Below are 16,444 nucleotides of genomic sequence, written 5' to 3' on the forward strand. Positions count from 1 at the left end.
AACGCTTACTTGGGAGGTCCGAAAGACATCGAACCGTACTTGGATGAAAGGTTTGATAATAATATCTTACTGACCAATACGGAACGATTGACTATGAATTCAAGACCGAAAAATCCTAAATTTGCCCGTAATAAAAATGTGCTTGTAGTAGGAGGATCCGGAAGTGGAAAGACCCGATTTTTTTTAAAGCCCAATTTAATGCAAATGCACTCATCTTATGTTGTAACCGATCCGAAAGGATTAACCTTTTAGGGACAGAGAAAATAATAAAAACTTAGAAAGGAGGTAATTCTCATGTCAAATATGAAAAGAACAGGACAAACAGCCCTTTATGAGCGTTTAAGTCGAGATGATGAGCTTCAAGGAGAAAGTAACTCTATCATCAATCAAAAGCAACTACTTGAAAGTTATGCAAAAAGAAACGGTTTTGTAAATATCTATCACTATACCGATGATGGAGTAAGTGGAACAACCTTTGATAGAGAGGGATTTCAAAAAATGATAAAAGCAGTAGAAGAAAACAAAGTATCTACTGTGATAGTAAAAGATATGAGCAGGTTTGGCAGAGATTACCTCAAAGTAGGTTTTTACACTGAAATACTTTTCAAAGAAAAGGGAGTAAGGTTTATCGCCATCAATAACGGAATAGACAGTGAAAAACAAGCAGAAAGCGACTTTACCCCATTTCTAAACATTATGAATGAATGGTATGCAAGAGATACCTCAAGAAAAATACAATCTATATTCAGAGCAAGAATGGAAGAAGGCAAAAGAGTATCGCCAAGCGTTCCATACGGCTATTTTAGAAACCCAAAGAACAAACAGGAGCTACTTGTCGATAAAGAGAGTGCAAAGGTCGTAAAACGCATTTACAGGCTTGTAATAGAGGGATATGGAGTAACACAGATAGCAGATATACTAACCAAAGATAAAGTCCTTATCCCATCAGCCTATGCCCAAATACATTACCCCGAAAATAACCATAGCTCCAAGAAAAGAGGAATAGAAGACCCGTATTTTTGGACACCGACTACAGTAGGCTATATCTTAGAAAAAAAAGAATATATGGGACACACTGTACTTGGTAAAACAATATGCCTTGATTACAAAACTAAGAAACGCAGAAAGGCAAAAGAAGATGAACTCATTATCTTCAAAAATACCCACGAAGCCATCATTGACGAAGAAACATGGAACAATGCTCAACGATTAAGAAAAACAGTAAGAAGAAGTCCAAAGTATGGTACAACCTCACACCCATTTACAGGGCTTTTAATCTGTTCCGATTGTGGAGGAAAGCTAAGCTATCGAGAGCCGGCAGAACATAAAGAAAAGAAATACGATTGTGATTATTGTTTTGTATGCCAACATTACAGACACAGAAAAGGCACTTGCAGTATGCACTATATCAAAGTAAAAACAGTCAATGAGATTCTCCTAAAATCAATCAAAGAGATAACCAACTTTGCAAAAGAAGAAAAGCAAGAATTTCTAAAAGTGATGAACAAGTTATCCGATGAAAAAAGAGAAGAAAAGTATCAAGAAGATACAACGAAATTAGAAAAGTTGTCATCAAGAAACGCAGAACTAACCACCCTCATTACAAAGCTATATGAAGACCACGCACTTGGGAAAATTCCTGTAAAACACTTTGATAGATTATTTAATACCTATGATACAGAGCAACAAGACTTAGAAAAACAAATACAGTATTTTGAACAAGAAATTGAAAGCTATCATCAAAGAAAAGTTGACACCGATAAATTCCTAAAAATGATAGAAAAATATACCAATATTGAAAAACTTACAGTACCTATGATAAATGAATACATTGAAAAAGTTGTAGTCCATGAATCTACAGGAGGAAGAAAAGGCAAATACAGAAAACAACAAGTTGATGTTTACTTTAACTTTATAGGCAACTGTCAAGTACCACAGAATGAAGAATAATGTATATAATTTTTATGGAAGTAATCATTTGAGATATACTTAAAACTTGCGATTTTGCAAGTTTTTTGTTATAATAAATTATATTTGGAGGTATAAAATGAATGTATCTTATCAACCGCTTTGGAAGATTTTAGAAGATAAAAAAATGAAGAAAAAAGACTTGATTGAGATAGCAAACATTTCAGAGAATTGTGTTGCTAATATGGGTAACAATAAATATGTTTCAATGGCGAATATTAGCCGTATATGCGAAGCTTTAGAATGTACCCCCAATGATGTATTTCAGTTCTGTGCAAGTGATAAAAGATAAGGAGGATAGGACTATGACTAAAAATTCAAGAAAAAAGAATATTGTTCTTTCTCCTGTAGTAAAGTGGGTTGGTGGCAAAAGACAATTATTAAGTGATATAGTTCCGCTTATTCCAAAGACATTTTCTACTTATGTTGAGCCTTTTGTAGGTGGAGGAGCGGTCATATTTGATATTCAGCCTAAAAAGGCAATTATAAATGATTTTAATAGTGAGCTTATAAATATTTATAAAGTAATTAAAGAGAAACCTAATGAATTAATTTTAGCTTTAGAAAATCATGAGCGACTTAATTCAGAGGAATATTTTTATGAAGTTAGGGCATTAGACAGAAATGAAAAATATGGGGAAATAAATGACATTGAGAAAGCTGCAAGAATTATTTATTTGAACAAAACGTGTTACAATGGTTTATTTAGAGTAAATCAAGCAGGTCAATTTAATTCTCCTTATGGTAAATACAAAAATCCTAATATAGTTAATATGCCCGTTGTATTAGCTATGTCGAAGTATTTTAATGAAAACAATATAAAGATAATGAATGGAGATTATAAAAACTCCTTAAAAAATTTAAGGAAAGGTGCATTTGTATATTTTGATCCACCATACATGCCGATTTCATCCTCATCTTCTTTTACAGGTTATACAGAAAATGGATTTGATACGAAACAACAAATTGAACTTAAAGAAGAGTGCGATAAATTAAACTCTAAAGGAGTAAAATTTTTATTATCAAATTCAGATCACCCTTTCATTAGAGAATTGTATAAAGATTATGAAATTATTACTGTAAAAGCAAAGCGTTCAATAAATAGTAATGGTAATAAACGTGGAGAAATAAATGAAGTATTAGTAAGGAATTATGATTAAAATGAATGTGAATGAAGCTTGGAGTAAACTTTTTGAAAAATATGATATTCTCAATAAAATTCAGAGCGAGGGTGCGTTTTTCATTACTGCCAATCAAATAAAAGAATTTAAGGAACCACGATTAATGGCGAAGTGGGACAGTTCTGAAAATTTGCCCAGTATTTTCAAAAAGCACAATATTAATATTTTGCCAATTAGTAGAAACGGATATGTTTTAAGTGATTTTAAGTTGTATGAACCAATTCCTGAATTAGGGGAACATATAACAGAAATGCAAAAAGTTGAAATTCCAGAATATGAAACTATTGATATTGGTAATATATCATCGGAGGCGAATGCGATTAATGTTTTAATGCTTTCAAAAATATTAGATGATTTTTTAGATGAAGATGATAATGTTGCCACATTTAATGGAAGAATGGGAACAGGAATTTTCAGTTTTCGTGTAGATAGACATAGAGGGAGTTCTTTTAAAGTTGACGTAAAAAATGCACAATGTGAAATTGATGGAGGAATGGAAAATAATAATTCCGTTGTTATTTTAGAAGCAAAAAATGTTGTTCATCCGGATTTTCACATCAGACAGCTTTATTATCCGTATAGATTGTGGGCAAGTAAAGTTGTCAAGCCTATTAGACTCGTTTTTTCTATTTATTCAAATCAGATATATAGACTATTTGAATATGTGTTTGAAGATAAAGACAACTATTCATCAATAAGATTAGTTAAATCTAAAAATTATTCTTTACAAGATACAGACATTGCTTTAAATGAACTTTATGATGTGTATTCGGATGTAAAAGTTATTTATGATGATAATCAAAATAATACTAATATTCCTTTTATACAGGCTAATTCTTTTGAAAGAATTATATCACTAATGGAGATTTTATTTGAAGAAAATAAAACCACAGAAGAAATTGCTGAAACTATGGAATTTGATTTAAGACAGTCAGATTATTATTACAATGCTGGTAAGTATCTTGGATTGTTTGAAAAGAAAGATGTTGAAGACGAAGAAAAGATAGTAAAAAAAGTTTCATTATCCAAATTAGGAAAAGATACAGTAAAACTTAGATATAAAGAACGCCAATTAAAATTGGTCAGTTTGATTTTAGAACATGAAATATTTAATAGGCTATTTATAAAAGTTTATAATAGTGGAGAGTTACCTACAAAAGAAGAAATTCAAAATATTATGAGAGAAAATAATGTGTGTAATGAGGGGCAGATAGTTAGACGTTCCAGTTCAGTTTATTCATGGCTTAAATGGATATTTAATTTACAAAACATATAAAACCTAAAAGCATATTTTTATGTAGTACAGACAGAAGTTTATTGTTGAGATAGCAGAAATGTTATCTCTTTTTTGTTGCTCATAATTAAAAAGAAAGGACAAAGAAAATGAAAAATATAGATGAAAAAATTTTAATGGCAGAAGAAGAAATCAAGCAGTTACAAAACAAAAGAAAAAAGCTCATTAGTCAGCAGAAACAGGAAGAGAGAAAAAAGAGAGATAGACGGCTTTATGAAAAAGGAGCAGTATTTGAAAGTATCTTTACCGAAAGCAAGAACTTAACCAAAGATGAATTTTATCAGCTCATTACATTTTCAAATATCAAAGAAGCAGTCAATCAAAAAATCAGAAAAATCATAGAGAAAAGAGAACAAACGGAAGAAGAAAACATAGAAAATCAAGAGGAAGAAATGAACACAGAGGAATAGTCCCTTGTTTACAAGGGCGCACTTATACACCCTAAAGGGTGTGTGCGTTCTCCGAAGGCTCTTGCAGAGAGCATATCAGCTAAAGCTGATACAGGGGAGCTACACTCCCCTACGGAAATAAATTTCCTACCCCTTGTGTACTTCCCAAAAGAAATCGGATAAAAAGTTATCCGATTTTTTTAGAAAGTCTTATCTATCGCCACTATAACCATATCGAAAAATGGAAAGGAGGTTTTTGACTATGGCGATATATCATCTTTGCATAAAGATTATCTCAAGAGGCAAAGGCAAAAGTGCAGTAGCAGCTTCCGCCTATCGAAGTGGCGAAAAGATAAAAAACGAGTATGACGGCATAGTCCATGACTTTACAAGAAAAGGAGGAATAGCCCATACAGAAATCCTATTGCCACAAAATGCACCACAGGCATTTTTAGACAGGGGAACATTATGGAATAGCGTAGAGAAAATAGAAAAGAGTAAAAACTCACAGCTTGCAAGAGAAATCGAAATTGCTTTACCTAAAGAACTAAATCGAGAAAAACAGATTGAACTTGTTAGGGAGTATGTAAAAGATAATTTTGTAAATGTTGGTATGTGTGCCGACATTGCCTTACACGATAAAAATGATGGAAACCCACACGCACATATCCTACTAACAATGCGACCGTTAAATGAAGATACAACATGGGGAGCAAAATCAAAAAAGGAATATATCCTTGATGAAAACGGAGAAAAAGTAAAACTTAAAAACGGCAATTACAAAACAAGAAAGATAAATACAACGGACTGGAACGAGCAAGAAAAGGCTGAGCAGTGGAGGAAAGCATGGGCAGGTATTACAAACAAATATCTTGAAGGAAACAGCATACAGGAAAAAGTAGACCATCGTTCCTATCAAAGACAGGGCATAGAGCAAATACCGACAATTCATTTAGGAGTATCAGCAACTCAAATGGAGAAGAAAGGTATTGTTACAGACAGAGGAAATATCAATCGGGAAATCAGATATCAGAACAAAATATTAAGAGAAATCTCAAGAAGAATAAAAGCCTTATTAAATTGGATAAGGGGAATTGGAAAAGAAGAAAAAGCAGAAACGGAAAACATAAAATCTATCCTCCCACCAAAAGAAAACCTATTATCTGTTTTTGAAAATCTTATCCGTAACAATGCAGATAACTATAATGCAGACTTAGAGAAATATATTGAGAGTTATCAGCTACTTAAAGAGAAAAACATCACTTCATTATCGGAGTTAAAAGGAAATATACTTGCTTTAAGAGATAAGAACTACAAGACTACAAGAGTCTTAAAAGATGTTGAAAAGAAAGTGGATGATAACACCAAACTTATCGAACAAGCAGAGAAGTATTTGAAGCATAAAGACATCTACAAAGCCTATACAAAATTGAAGAAAAGCAAACAGGAATATTTTTACAACGAACATGTCGCAGAGCTTATTTTGTTTGAGAGTGCTAAGAAATATCTGAAAGAGCATTTAGGAGAAAACAAGACCTTAGCCATCAGTAAATGGAAATCAGAACTTATCACTTTGAAGAAAGAGAAAAAGAGCCTATACAATCAAATATTAGAAATACGAGAAGAAGTTGAACAAGCTGAAAAAGTTAAGAACTATATAGAGCAGTTACAGGTACAAGAAAAACAACTATCACAGGTAAAGCGGAATGAGTTAGACCTATAAAACTAATTAAAAATATGGTATAATTGTATATAATTATTTGATTTTGGAGGTGCTTAAATTTATGAATGAAAGAGAAAAAATCATTCGTTTATGGTTTGATATGTGGCTCACACAACAAGACTTAGGTATAGATGATATTTTTTTAGATGATGTAATTTATATTGAGAGCTGGAGTCCTAAGTATGAAAATTGTCAAACAGTAAAGCACTGGTTTAATGAATGGAATACAAGAGGAAAAGTGCTTGCTTGGGATATAAAGCAATTTTTTCATAAGGATAATCAAACTATTGTAGAATGGCACTTCAAAAATAAAATGAATGAGGGGAAAGTTGAAGAATTTGACGGTATTTCTTTGATTGTTTGGACAGCCGATAATAAGATAAAAGCATTGAAAGAGTTTGGCTGTAATTGTAATAACTACAATCCTTACAAAGAGAGTGAAACACCATTGTTTAGAGATGAAAAAGTGAATTGGTTTTAAGGTGATTACTATGGATATAGATAGATTTTTCAAAACAGTTTTATCACAAAATGCAGAAGAACTTAGGAATTTTTTTCAAGAAAATGCCGTTATAAAATGGCATTGCACAAATGAGTTATTTACCTTAGATGAGTATATAAGGGCAAATTGTGAATATCCGGGGAATTGGAACGGAGAAATAGAGAGAATTGAAGAAAATGAAGATACTATTATTTTAGCTTGTCGGGTTTTTCCAACAGATAATAGTGAGTCTTTTCATGTAGTAAGTTTTATCTATCTTGAAGATAATTTGATTGTTGATATGGATGAATATTGGTCTGATGATGGATTGGCACCAGAATGGCGTAAGAAAATGAAAATTGGGAAACGCATTAGGTAAATTTCAATTTTGAAAATCAAGCAATTTAATAAAAACTAACACAGTAACAGTAAATCAAAAATGGTTTGCTGTTTTTTATTGTCTAAAAATGGAAAGGAGAACTTATAGAAGAAGAAAAAAGAAAAATACAAGTACCACCACATAAACAGTTAATTATGGATATTGGGAAGACAAAATATACTGTAAACCTACATTTTAAGCAAGGTACAGGCGAAACATACAAGGATAAAATATTAAAGCTAATCAAGAGAGAAACAGAAAAGATATAAATTTTTCAAAGAAATTTTGTTTATGTCCTTGACAAATCTTCCCAAAAGGCACTGTTCTTATTGAGTGCGGAAGGATGTTAGAAAAACATGGATATGAAATTAAAGTGCTAAATACCATAAACTTCAAAAAATCTATGCACTACAATCCCTTTGCGTATCTAAGGAGTGAAAAAGATATACTAAAACTGGTACAGACGATTATGGCAAATACGAAGGGCGAAGGAGAAAAATCTACGGAAGATTTTTGGTGTAAAGCGGAACGCTTGTATTACACAGCTTTAATAGGCTACCTGTATTATGAAGCACCGGAGGAAGAACAAAATTTTGAAAGTCTACTTGCCTTTATTGATGCCAGCGAAGTGAGAGAAGAAGATGAAAACTTTAAAAATGCAGTAGATTATATATTTGATGCACTGGAAAAAGAAAAGCCGAATCACTTTGCAGTCAAGCAATACCGAAAATATAAACTTGCAGCCGGAGTTATAGAATTAAGAAGAACACTTAATCACTACTTGAGTGAAAAATGTTTTGCTTAATTCTTTTTTTATTGAAGAATTTGAGCGAAAGGAGGTAATCGTGAGAAACTACGAGAAAATAACCGCTTTGTATGAGAGGTTAAGCCGAGATGATGAATTACAAGGCGAGAGCAATTCGATTGTCAATCAGAAGAAAATCTTGGAAGAATATGCAAAGAAAAATCATTTGGAGAACATCGTTCATTTTACCGATGACGGAATCAGCGGAACGCAGTTTGATCGTCCGGGCTTTATGGCAATGATGAATGGAGTCAATCAGGGAAATATCGGTTGTATCATCGTAAAGGATATGAGTAGACTTGGCAGAGATTACCTCAAAGTTGGCGGGTGTATGGAGATATTAAGACAAAAGGGAGTAAGACTCATTGCCATAAACGACAATGTAGACAGCTTTTACAAAGACGATGATTTTACTCCTTTTCGAAACATTATGAATGAGTGGTATGCAAGAGATACCTCAAGGAAAATCAAGTCCACATTCAAAGCCAAAGGCGAAAGCGGAAAGCATACAGGAAGCAGTCCACCCTATGGATATATCAAAGACAAGGACGATAAAAATCAGTGGATTATCGACGAGAAAGCAGCAGAAGTTGTCCGAAGAATATTCCATCTGACGATGGACGGAAAAGGACCCTATGCCATCGCAAGAATATTAGAAGCCGACAAGATAGATATACCCGCCTATCATCAGCAGAAATTGGGATATGGACTACATCAAAGCAAAGTGTTTGAATATCCGTATCGTTGGTGCAGCTCCACGATTGCAAGTATCTTAAAGAAACAGGAATACTTAGGGCATACAGTCAATTTCAAAACAAGAAAACATTTCAAAGACAAGAAAAGTAAATACGTATCTGAAGATAACTGGTTGATATTTGAAAATACCCACGAGCCAATTATAGACCAAGAAACATTTGACAATGTTCAAAGGATAAGAGGAAATGTAAAAAGGTATCCTGATGGTTGGGGAGAATACCATCCTCTTACAGGACTGATGTATTGTGCCGATTGTGGAAGTAAAATGTATGTGCATAGAACAAGTAACTACAAGAATATCCCTTATTATACTTGCAGTGCCTACACAAAAGTACCTTGTGGAACACTTTGTCCATCCGCTCACAGGATAAAAGCAGAAGCAGTCTTAAATCTCATTCAAAGCACCTTACAAGACATTAAGAAAAGCCTTGATGAAGATAACGAAGCCTTTCTCCATTCCATTCAAAACGAAATGGAAGAAAGCGAAAAAATGGAAATGGAAAAGAAAAGGACAAGGCTCATAGATAGTAAAAACAGACTTCAGGAATTGGAACGCTTAATGTGTCGAATATACGAAGATATGATATTGGAGAAGATACCGAATAACCGATATGAAATCTTAAATAATCAGTATGAAACCGAGCAAAGGGAACTTAGTAAAGAAATCGATGAGTTGGAAAAAGCCATCAAGCGATACGAAAAAGAAACCGACAGAGCCAAAAAGTTTATCCGGTTGATTGAACGCTATGATAACTTTGACGAACTGACACCGACCATCATTAACGAGTTTGTAGAAAAAATCTTAGTCCACGAACGAGATCGAAAAGGCAGTCAAACCGCCAATCAGAAAGTCGAAATCTACTTCAACTTTATCGGGAACTATGAACCGCCAAAAGAAGAATTGTCCGAAGAAGAAATGCAGAAATTAAGGGAGGAGGAAGAAAAAGAACGAGTAAGAAAAGACAGGCTTCATCAAAACTACCTCAAGCGTAAAGCAAACGGCAAGCAAAAAGAGTATGAGGATAGATATAAGGCAAGGCGAGAGGAGAAAAAACAGGAAAAGCTAAAGAGTTTGAAAAGAACAGGGATACCAGTAAGTGAGTATAGAAAAATATTTAAAAAACAAAAATGATATACAATAGTTAGTTGACATTAACTATCATATAGTATATAATAAAAACCGACGACATTGTCGGTTTTTATTTGTTGAGTAGAAAAGAGGTCTTTAGCTTGAAAGAAGAAAAACAAAAAGTAGGACAAATCAAAAAAAAGAAAATTAGAGAAGCTGCAAAAAAAATGTTTTTTAACAAAAGGCTTTCAAAGCACAACGATGGAAGATGTTATTACAGAGATAGGTATGAGTAGAGGGGGTGTTTATCATCATTATGCAAGTACAAATGAAATGCTTAAAGACTTAATGCTTGATGGTAATGATTATAGAAATAGCTTGATAAATGAGTATTTGGAAAATAATCGAGGCAAAGATAAATATCAGAAAATGGGTGATATTTTGGTTGATAAGTCACTGGCTGATACAGATTTGATGAGATTATATACGCTCCTTTTACAGGCAAAAAAATATAATGAGGATTTGGAAAAGTTGTATCAAGAATTGAAACTTAATACGACTAATGAGCTGAGTTTAATCGCCAAGCAGCTTGGAATTAAAGCAGATATATTTGGTGACGGTTTTTTAGTGAATTATATCAATGGATTGATATTAAGTTCAGAAATTTTAGGTGCGAGAAAGTCTTATAGCGAGCATAAACGATATATAAAAGAAACAATGATAAATTATATTGTTGATGTAGAAAAGAAAAATTAAAACAATTAGGAGGTTTCAAATGAGCAAACGATTAGAGGTAAAGGATTTAATCAATATAGGATTATTTTCCGTATTAGGATTCATATTTATGATGATTGGATCATTTTTAGCAATGGTTCCGGTTTTAATGCCGGTTGTCCCATTTGCACAGGGAGTTTTGGTAGGACCTGTAAATATGCTATATTCTACCAAGATTAAAAAAAGAGGAATGATTTTTATTCAATCATTATTGATTGCATTGATATATGTTGCTATGGGACATGGACCTTGGGCATTATTAACGGCTGTTATCGCCGGTATTATTGCTGAAATAATTTTGAAATCAGGAGAATATACCAATGTAAAGAAAGCAAGATTGGCATTTTCAATTGCTCCTCTTTGCACGTTAGGAAATTGGCTTCCAATTTTTATATCAAGAAATGAATATATTAAGCAAATGTTAGAACAAGGATACGATCAAGAGTTCATTGATAAGATGCTTAGTGTTATGCCAAATTGGATTATTGTTGTAATGGCAATAGTAGGAATTATCGGTGCATATATAGGTTGTAGCATTGGAATGGCATTTCTAAAAAAACACTTCAAAAAAACCGGTATGGAAAAATAAGATTTCATGGAGAGTTAGGATGATAATCAAACTTGATTTTCGTACAAAACTTTTTATGACGATAGTTCTTTCATATGTGATGGTATTAGGCAATATTCAAACAAAGTATTTCGTGCAAGCCATTTTAATATCCACAATTCCGATAATACTTTTAATTAACGCAAAATATATAAGAGTAGCTATTATTGGAGTGGCTACTCTTTTGTTTGTTTATGCTGCTGATAAATTTCTGATAGGGCTTAATTACAATCCTGTGGTTGCAATTTTATTGATAATAGTGATGGTTATTAAAAAAATTCTCCCCGCATTTTTGATGGGGAGATATACCATACTTACATCAAATGTTGGAGAAAGCATTTACTCATTAAAAAAAATGAAATGTCCTGATGAAATAGCCATTCCCTTGACGGTAATGGTACGTTTCTTTTATGCTGCAAGGATTGATTATAGTAATATAAAAAAAGCTATGCGTTTGAGAGGATTGACGCTTAAAAAGTTAATAAAGAGTCCAATTTTATTATTTGAATATAGATTAGTGCCATTATTGATGTGCTTATCAAAGGCAGCAGATGATTTGACGGTATCAGCTATGACGAAAGGGTTGGCTGTAAATCAAAAGAGAACAAGTATTAGTGAAACATATATGGGACTTGTTGACTTTATGTTTTTCTTAATAATGGCATGGATAATCTATCTATATATAAGGGGAAAATATGCTTGAATTACAAAATTTAACAGTGGGTTTTGACGGTGAAAGCATATTGAAAAATATAAATATGATTTTCAAACCCGGTGAAGTAACCGTCATTACAGGACATTCAGGAACAGGAAAAAGTAGCTTGCTAAAAGTTATCAATGGAATCATTCCGGAATACAATAATGCAGAATTAGAAGGAGATATTGTATTTAACGGAAAATCATTGTTTGGCTTGACAATATTGGAACGATCTAAATTTGTATCTACAGTGTTTCAAAATCCTAAAACACAATTTTATTGTATCAATTCAACCGATGAACTGGCTTTTCAGTTGGAAAATAGAAACATATACAAAGATTTGATTTTAGATAAAATTCAGTATTATTCAGCGGTTTTAGGTACAAAGGAATTATTAGATAGGAATATCTTTGAACTATCTGGAGGCGAAAAGCAGTTGATTGCAGTAACAGCTTGCGGGATTTCTGAAAATGAAATTATCTTGTTGGATGAACCCTCATCTTCCTTAGATCAGGTTGCAATAGAGCATTTACAGAATGCCATTATGGAACTGAAAAAAAGAAAGAAAATTATCATCATTGTGGAGCATAGATTGTTTTATCTGAAAGATATGCTTGATAAATTGTGTGTGATAGAAAATGGAACTTATAAAGAATACACAAAAGAGCAGTTTTGTGATGATTTCTTTGAACAGGTTTCTGAAAAACACAATCTAAGGAGTTTTAATGCGATTTCTAAAAACAATTTTTTAAGCAGGAAATATAAGCAAGTAGAAGTGTTAAAGAAAAATTCTTCAGATCTTGATTGTAAAGCATTGTCTTGTTTGAATTTCAAAAAAAATATGAAAGAAAGGAAATCTTTGACTTCAGTATTGCCTTTGAATCCGGTATCAATTTCATCATTGGTCAAAATAGTGTTGGGAAAAGCACTTTTATCAATTTGCTGATGGGGCTGACAAGAGGAACAGGAGAGGTGTTTTATAACGGAGTAAAAGTAAAAAAACGATGTGAAAATATTTTTGCGATTATGCAAGATGTTAATTATCAACTTTTTACAGAATCTGTATGGCAAGAAATTTCAACTATTACTAAAGAGGATGAATTAAAAAATGAAATTTTGAGGATGGTAGACTTATTTGATAAAAAAGAAATGCACCCAAATTCATTATCAGGAGGTGAAAAACAACGATTATTACTTGCTATGTCAATGCTGAGCAGGAAGCCCATCGTAATTTTCGATGAACCGACAAGCGGACTATGTAAAAGGCAGATGGATATTTTGATTGTATTTCTTAATAAAATGACCGAACAAGGAAAGATAATTATCATAATCACACACGATTATGAATTTATAGATAGATGTAACGGAAAAGTATATGAGTTTGTGAAATAAATATAGGTAAAGGAGAATGATACGATGAAAGAAGATATGAAAACACAACTATTAACAAAAAGTCCTAAAGAACTGTTATTTAAGTTGGCAATTCCCGGAATAATCGGGATGATTGTCATAGGATTATATCCATTTATGGATGGTGTGTTTGCAGGATGGTTGATTGGTGATTATGCTATGTCAGCCATTAGTGTATCCATGTCTTTAACAATAATCAATGGTGGAATATCGGCATTGATTGGCGTTGGAAGTGCCTCAATATTATCAAGAGCAATCGGAAAGGGCGATAAAGAAACGACAGATAAAATATTCGGGAATTTTTGTTACTGGGTAATATTTTTCTCTGTAATTATCACAATATTTGGCTTGATTTTTGCACCTCATTTTTTAGATTTGGTAGGTGCTAAAGGAAATATTAAAGAACTCGGTGTGAGATATTTAAGAGTAGTTTTCTTTGGCTCTATATTTATGAATTTTGCTCAAGCGGGAAATATGACAATGCGTGGCGAAGGTGCATTAAAGCAATCTATGATGATTATGGGAGCGGGAGCTATATTAAACATTATTTTAGATCCTATTTTTATGAAGTTGATGGGTGAATATGCGATTGAAGGTGCAGCTATTGCCACTGTTATATCTCAAATTGTACAAGCAATATTGACATTCCACTATTTTTCAAAGAAAAGTGCTTTTGTGGGTATCCATAAAATTCAAAAATACAAGGCAATTTATAGCGAAATGTTTAGTATAGGAAGTTCGGCAATGATGATGCAAATTTTATTTGCAGTACAGCAAACATTTTTGTTTAAGCAAGCCTTTGCGTATGGAGGAGATGATTGGGGAATTTTGATGTCTGCTACAATGCGATTATATATGTTTTCCTTTATTCCACTGTGGGGTATGAGTCAAGGCTTACAACCTGTTATTGGAGCTAATTTCGGAGCAAAACAATACGGAAGAGTAAAAGATACGATGAAGATTTTTATGTATGGTGCAACAATTCTTGCAGCAGCTTCATGGATACCATCAATGTTTTGTTCAGAAAAATTACTATCATTATTCAGTGTGAGAAGGGAGATTATTGAAGTTGGTGTTGTAAATTTTAAGATGTTTTATTCTACATTCATCTTATATGGAATTATGATTATGACACTTACATTTTTCCAATCCATAGGAGATGGAAAAAAAGCAGGCATGATTGTAATGCTTAGACAGTTAGTTTTATTTATTCCTGCAATATTACTATTTCCAAAGGTGTTTGGAGCGTCAGCAGTTTGGTGGACAGAACCTATCGTAGACTTTAGTATGATTATGTTAGGACTGTTTTTAATGCTTAATGGACTTAGGAAGATGGGAAAACAACAAATTACAAACAGTTTTAGGTAGCTTAAAAGACAAAATAAAAAATTAGAAAGGTTTGATGTATGAATATTGTTTAACTATAAGGGATGGGTGATTAAAATGGAAAAATCTTTATATACAAAAGAAATAGATAACAAAAATTTCTATTTGCCTTATAGTTGTCTATTCTCTCAAACAATTAAATACATCTAAAGAAAAGGTAAACTCTTTTCAATTCGGAGGACATTTTACGCCAAAGTGTAGAAGTCCTCCTTTTTTTATTCTCAAAAAGCAAAAACAGAGAGCAGAAAAAGGAGGATTACTGGGTGGACAAAAAAGAATATTTCATTTATGTCAAAGGAAAAGAGGTTAAGGTCAGTGAAGAAGTATATAAAGCCTATTGGAAGATAACCGAGCATGAAAAATACCTTATCAAGAAAGATTGGAAAAACAATGTAATACCGTTTTCAGCACTGGATTATGACGGACACTTTGTAGACAACATCATAGATGAAAGAATAGACTTAGAAAAAATTGTAGAAGTCAAAATGCAAATTGAAGAATTAAACAAGGCATTAGCTACACTCACAAAAAAAGAAAAAGAACTGATAGAAGCCATCTTCTACAAAGAAGAAAGTCTAAGGTCGATTGGCAAAAAAGAAAAAGTAAGCTATCAAGCAATTGGGAAAAGGAGGGATAAGATTTTAGAAAAACTAAGAAAACTTTTAGAAGATAAATTCTAAAAAATGCTGAAAGGTTAAGTATCAAAGAAAGGTGCTTAGCCTTTCTTTATTTGGAACGCAACAATATTGAAACGGAGGAATGAAAAATGAAAGAGTTAGAAAAAGCGATTGATCAATTAAAAAAAGAAAACGACAGAATAGAAAAGGCACAGAACAGAGCGAAGTTACTCAATCAAAAGATAAACAAACTTAAAAGGAATGCTGAAACAAAAAGAAAGGTACAAAAAGGTGGAGTATTTGAAGCCTTTGAAAGAGAAATTACAGGTAGGCAAGAAGATACAAATAACGATTTAATCTATGCCTTTTTAGATTATGTACTTTCCGATAATCGAAATAGAGAAAAGCTAAAAGAACTTACAGAAATTCATTTAAAAGAAAAAGAAATCTCCTTAGAAGAAAATTCAAATCTTGGAGAAGAAAACGCAAATGATGATTTTGAAGAACTGACAGAGGAAGAATAAGAAAAACAGAAAATGTATTAGAAACTGAGATGGAGCAAAGTGAGAAACATTTTAACACTTTGCTTTTTTTGTAGATTTGAAAAATCTACAAAAAGCAAAGTTCACAGGGGTCTAAGGGGGAGTAGCCCCCTTGAACAAATAAAAATGCTTTAGCGTTTTTGTTTCCTTAGCGGAGCTAATAGCTTTCCGCAGGAACGCAAAGCACCGTAGTCAAACGGTGTATCTTTGCGCCCTTTGAAAAAGGGAGCGAAGATACCACCTGAACATTAGGATAGTAAAATTCCAAAACTAAAAACAGATAAAGGAGAAAAAGACAATGGAAATCAAAAGTTTGCATACCCATGTAGATATCGTTACAAGGTCAAAGGGGCATAGCGTGATTGC

The 16,444-nt window shown here is 32.8% G+C and carries 19 protein-coding genes and 2 pseudogenes; all 21 read left to right on the top strand.

Annotation, left to right across the window (positions count from 1 at the left end):
• Positions 1-12: 12 nt before the first annotated feature.
• Positions 13-240: pseudogene (locus HMPREF9629_RS06615) on the top strand (type IV secretory system conjugative DNA transfer family protein); the annotation flags it as partial.
• Between the two features lie 54 nt (positions 241-294).
• Complete coding sequence (locus tag HMPREF9629_RS06620) at positions 295-1,950, top strand: recombinase family protein (protein WP_009525603.1); 1,656 nt, start codon at positions 295-297, stop codon at positions 1,948-1,950.
• 97 nt (positions 1,951-2,047) lie between these two features.
• Positions 2,048-2,260, top strand: a complete 213-nt coding sequence (locus HMPREF9629_RS06625) for a helix-turn-helix domain-containing protein (RefSeq protein WP_002694906.1) — start codon at positions 2,048-2,050, stop codon at positions 2,258-2,260.
• A gap of 13 nt (positions 2,261-2,273) precedes the next feature.
• Entirely contained in the window at positions 2,274-3,128 is an 855-nt protein-coding gene (locus HMPREF9629_RS06630; protein ID WP_009525604.1) for a DNA adenine methylase, read from the top strand.
• A 1-nt stretch (position 3,129) separates the two neighbouring features.
• Positions 3,130-4,425 (top strand): type II restriction enzyme, encoded by a 1,296-nt coding sequence (locus HMPREF9629_RS06635; RefSeq protein ID WP_009525605.1) that lies wholly within the window; start codon positions 3,130-3,132, stop codon positions 4,423-4,425.
• Positions 4,426-4,532: 107 nt separating this feature from the next.
• Entirely contained in the window at positions 4,533-4,853 is a 321-nt protein-coding gene (locus tag HMPREF9629_RS06640) for a DUF3847 domain-containing protein (RefSeq protein ID WP_009525606.1), read from the top strand.
• Positions 4,854-5,094: 241 nt separating this feature from the next.
• Positions 5,095-6,555, top strand: coding sequence for a MobQ family relaxase (gene mobQ / locus HMPREF9629_RS06645; RefSeq protein ID WP_009525607.1), 1,461 nt, complete (start codon positions 5,095-5,097; stop codon positions 6,553-6,555).
• Between the two features lie 61 nt (positions 6,556-6,616).
• Positions 6,617-7,036, top strand: a complete 420-nt coding sequence (locus tag HMPREF9629_RS06650; protein ID WP_001005670.1) for a nuclear transport factor 2-like protein — start codon at positions 6,617-6,619, stop codon at positions 7,034-7,036.
• 10 nt (positions 7,037-7,046) lie between these two features.
• On the top strand, positions 7,047-7,415 hold the full coding sequence (locus tag HMPREF9629_RS06655; protein ID WP_009525608.1) for a nuclear transport factor 2 family protein: 369 nt from the start codon (positions 7,047-7,049) through the stop codon (positions 7,413-7,415).
• Positions 7,416-7,570: 155 nt separating this feature from the next.
• Positions 7,571-7,684, top strand: a complete 114-nt coding sequence (locus HMPREF9629_RS11525) for a transposon-encoded TnpW family protein (RefSeq protein ID WP_081466042.1) — start codon at positions 7,571-7,573, stop codon at positions 7,682-7,684.
• Between the two features lie 41 nt (positions 7,685-7,725).
• Positions 7,726-8,220: pseudogene (locus tag HMPREF9629_RS06660) on the top strand (type IV secretory system conjugative DNA transfer family protein); the annotation flags it as partial.
• A gap of 40 nt (positions 8,221-8,260) precedes the next feature.
• Positions 8,261-10,108 carry a recombinase family protein gene (locus tag HMPREF9629_RS06665; protein ID WP_009525610.1) on the top strand — a complete coding sequence of 616 codons (1,848 nt, stop codon included), beginning with the start codon at positions 8,261-8,263 and terminating at the stop codon, positions 10,106-10,108.
• Between the two features lie 98 nt (positions 10,109-10,206).
• Positions 10,207-10,341, top strand: a complete 135-nt coding sequence (locus HMPREF9629_RS12770; RefSeq protein WP_456299403.1) for a hypothetical protein — start codon at positions 10,207-10,209, stop codon at positions 10,339-10,341.
• Entirely contained in the window at positions 10,307-10,801 is a 495-nt protein-coding gene (locus HMPREF9629_RS06670) for a TetR/AcrR family transcriptional regulator (protein WP_009525611.1), read from the top strand. Before HMPREF9629_RS12770 ends, HMPREF9629_RS06670 begins: the two co-directional genes overlap by 35 nt.
• Positions 10,802-10,820: 19 nt before the next feature.
• Complete coding sequence (locus HMPREF9629_RS06675) at positions 10,821-11,408, top strand: MptD family putative ECF transporter S component (RefSeq protein ID WP_009525612.1); 588 nt, start codon at positions 10,821-10,823, stop codon at positions 11,406-11,408.
• Between the two features lie 19 nt (positions 11,409-11,427).
• Positions 11,428-12,129 (top strand): energy-coupling factor transporter transmembrane component T, encoded by a 702-nt coding sequence (locus HMPREF9629_RS06680; RefSeq protein ID WP_009525613.1) that lies wholly within the window; start codon positions 11,428-11,430, stop codon positions 12,127-12,129.
• Positions 12,122-13,069 (top strand): ABC transporter ATP-binding protein, encoded by a 948-nt coding sequence (locus tag HMPREF9629_RS06685; RefSeq protein ID WP_009525614.1) that lies wholly within the window; start codon positions 12,122-12,124, stop codon positions 13,067-13,069. The genes HMPREF9629_RS06680 and HMPREF9629_RS06685 overlap by 8 nt, the downstream gene beginning before the upstream one ends.
• Positions 13,069-13,515 carry an ATP-binding cassette domain-containing protein gene (locus HMPREF9629_RS12775; RefSeq protein ID WP_009525615.1) on the top strand — a complete coding sequence of 149 codons (447 nt, stop codon included), beginning with the start codon at positions 13,069-13,071 and terminating at the stop codon, positions 13,513-13,515. The genes HMPREF9629_RS06685 and HMPREF9629_RS12775 overlap by 1 nt, the downstream gene beginning before the upstream one ends.
• A 24-nt stretch (positions 13,516-13,539) precedes the next feature.
• A complete protein-coding gene (locus HMPREF9629_RS06690; protein ID WP_009525616.1) occupies positions 13,540-14,901 on the top strand; it encodes an MATE family efflux transporter in 1,362 nt (453 codons plus the stop codon).
• Positions 14,902-15,182: 281 nt separating this feature from the next.
• Entirely contained in the window at positions 15,183-15,599 is a 417-nt protein-coding gene (locus HMPREF9629_RS06695) for a sigma factor-like helix-turn-helix DNA-binding protein (protein ID WP_009525617.1), read from the top strand.
• Between the two features lie 86 nt (positions 15,600-15,685).
• The gene (locus tag HMPREF9629_RS06700; RefSeq protein WP_009525618.1) at positions 15,686-16,060 is read left to right on the top strand and encodes a hypothetical protein; all 375 of its coding nucleotides are present in this window, start codon (positions 15,686-15,688) and stop codon (positions 16,058-16,060) included.
• Positions 16,061-16,444 lie beyond the last annotated feature (384 nt).

It is taken from the genome of Peptoanaerobacter stomatis (genome assembly GCF_000238115.1).
GTDB classification, from domain to species: Bacteria; Bacillota; Clostridia; order Peptostreptococcales; family Filifactoraceae; genus Peptoanaerobacter; species Peptoanaerobacter stomatis.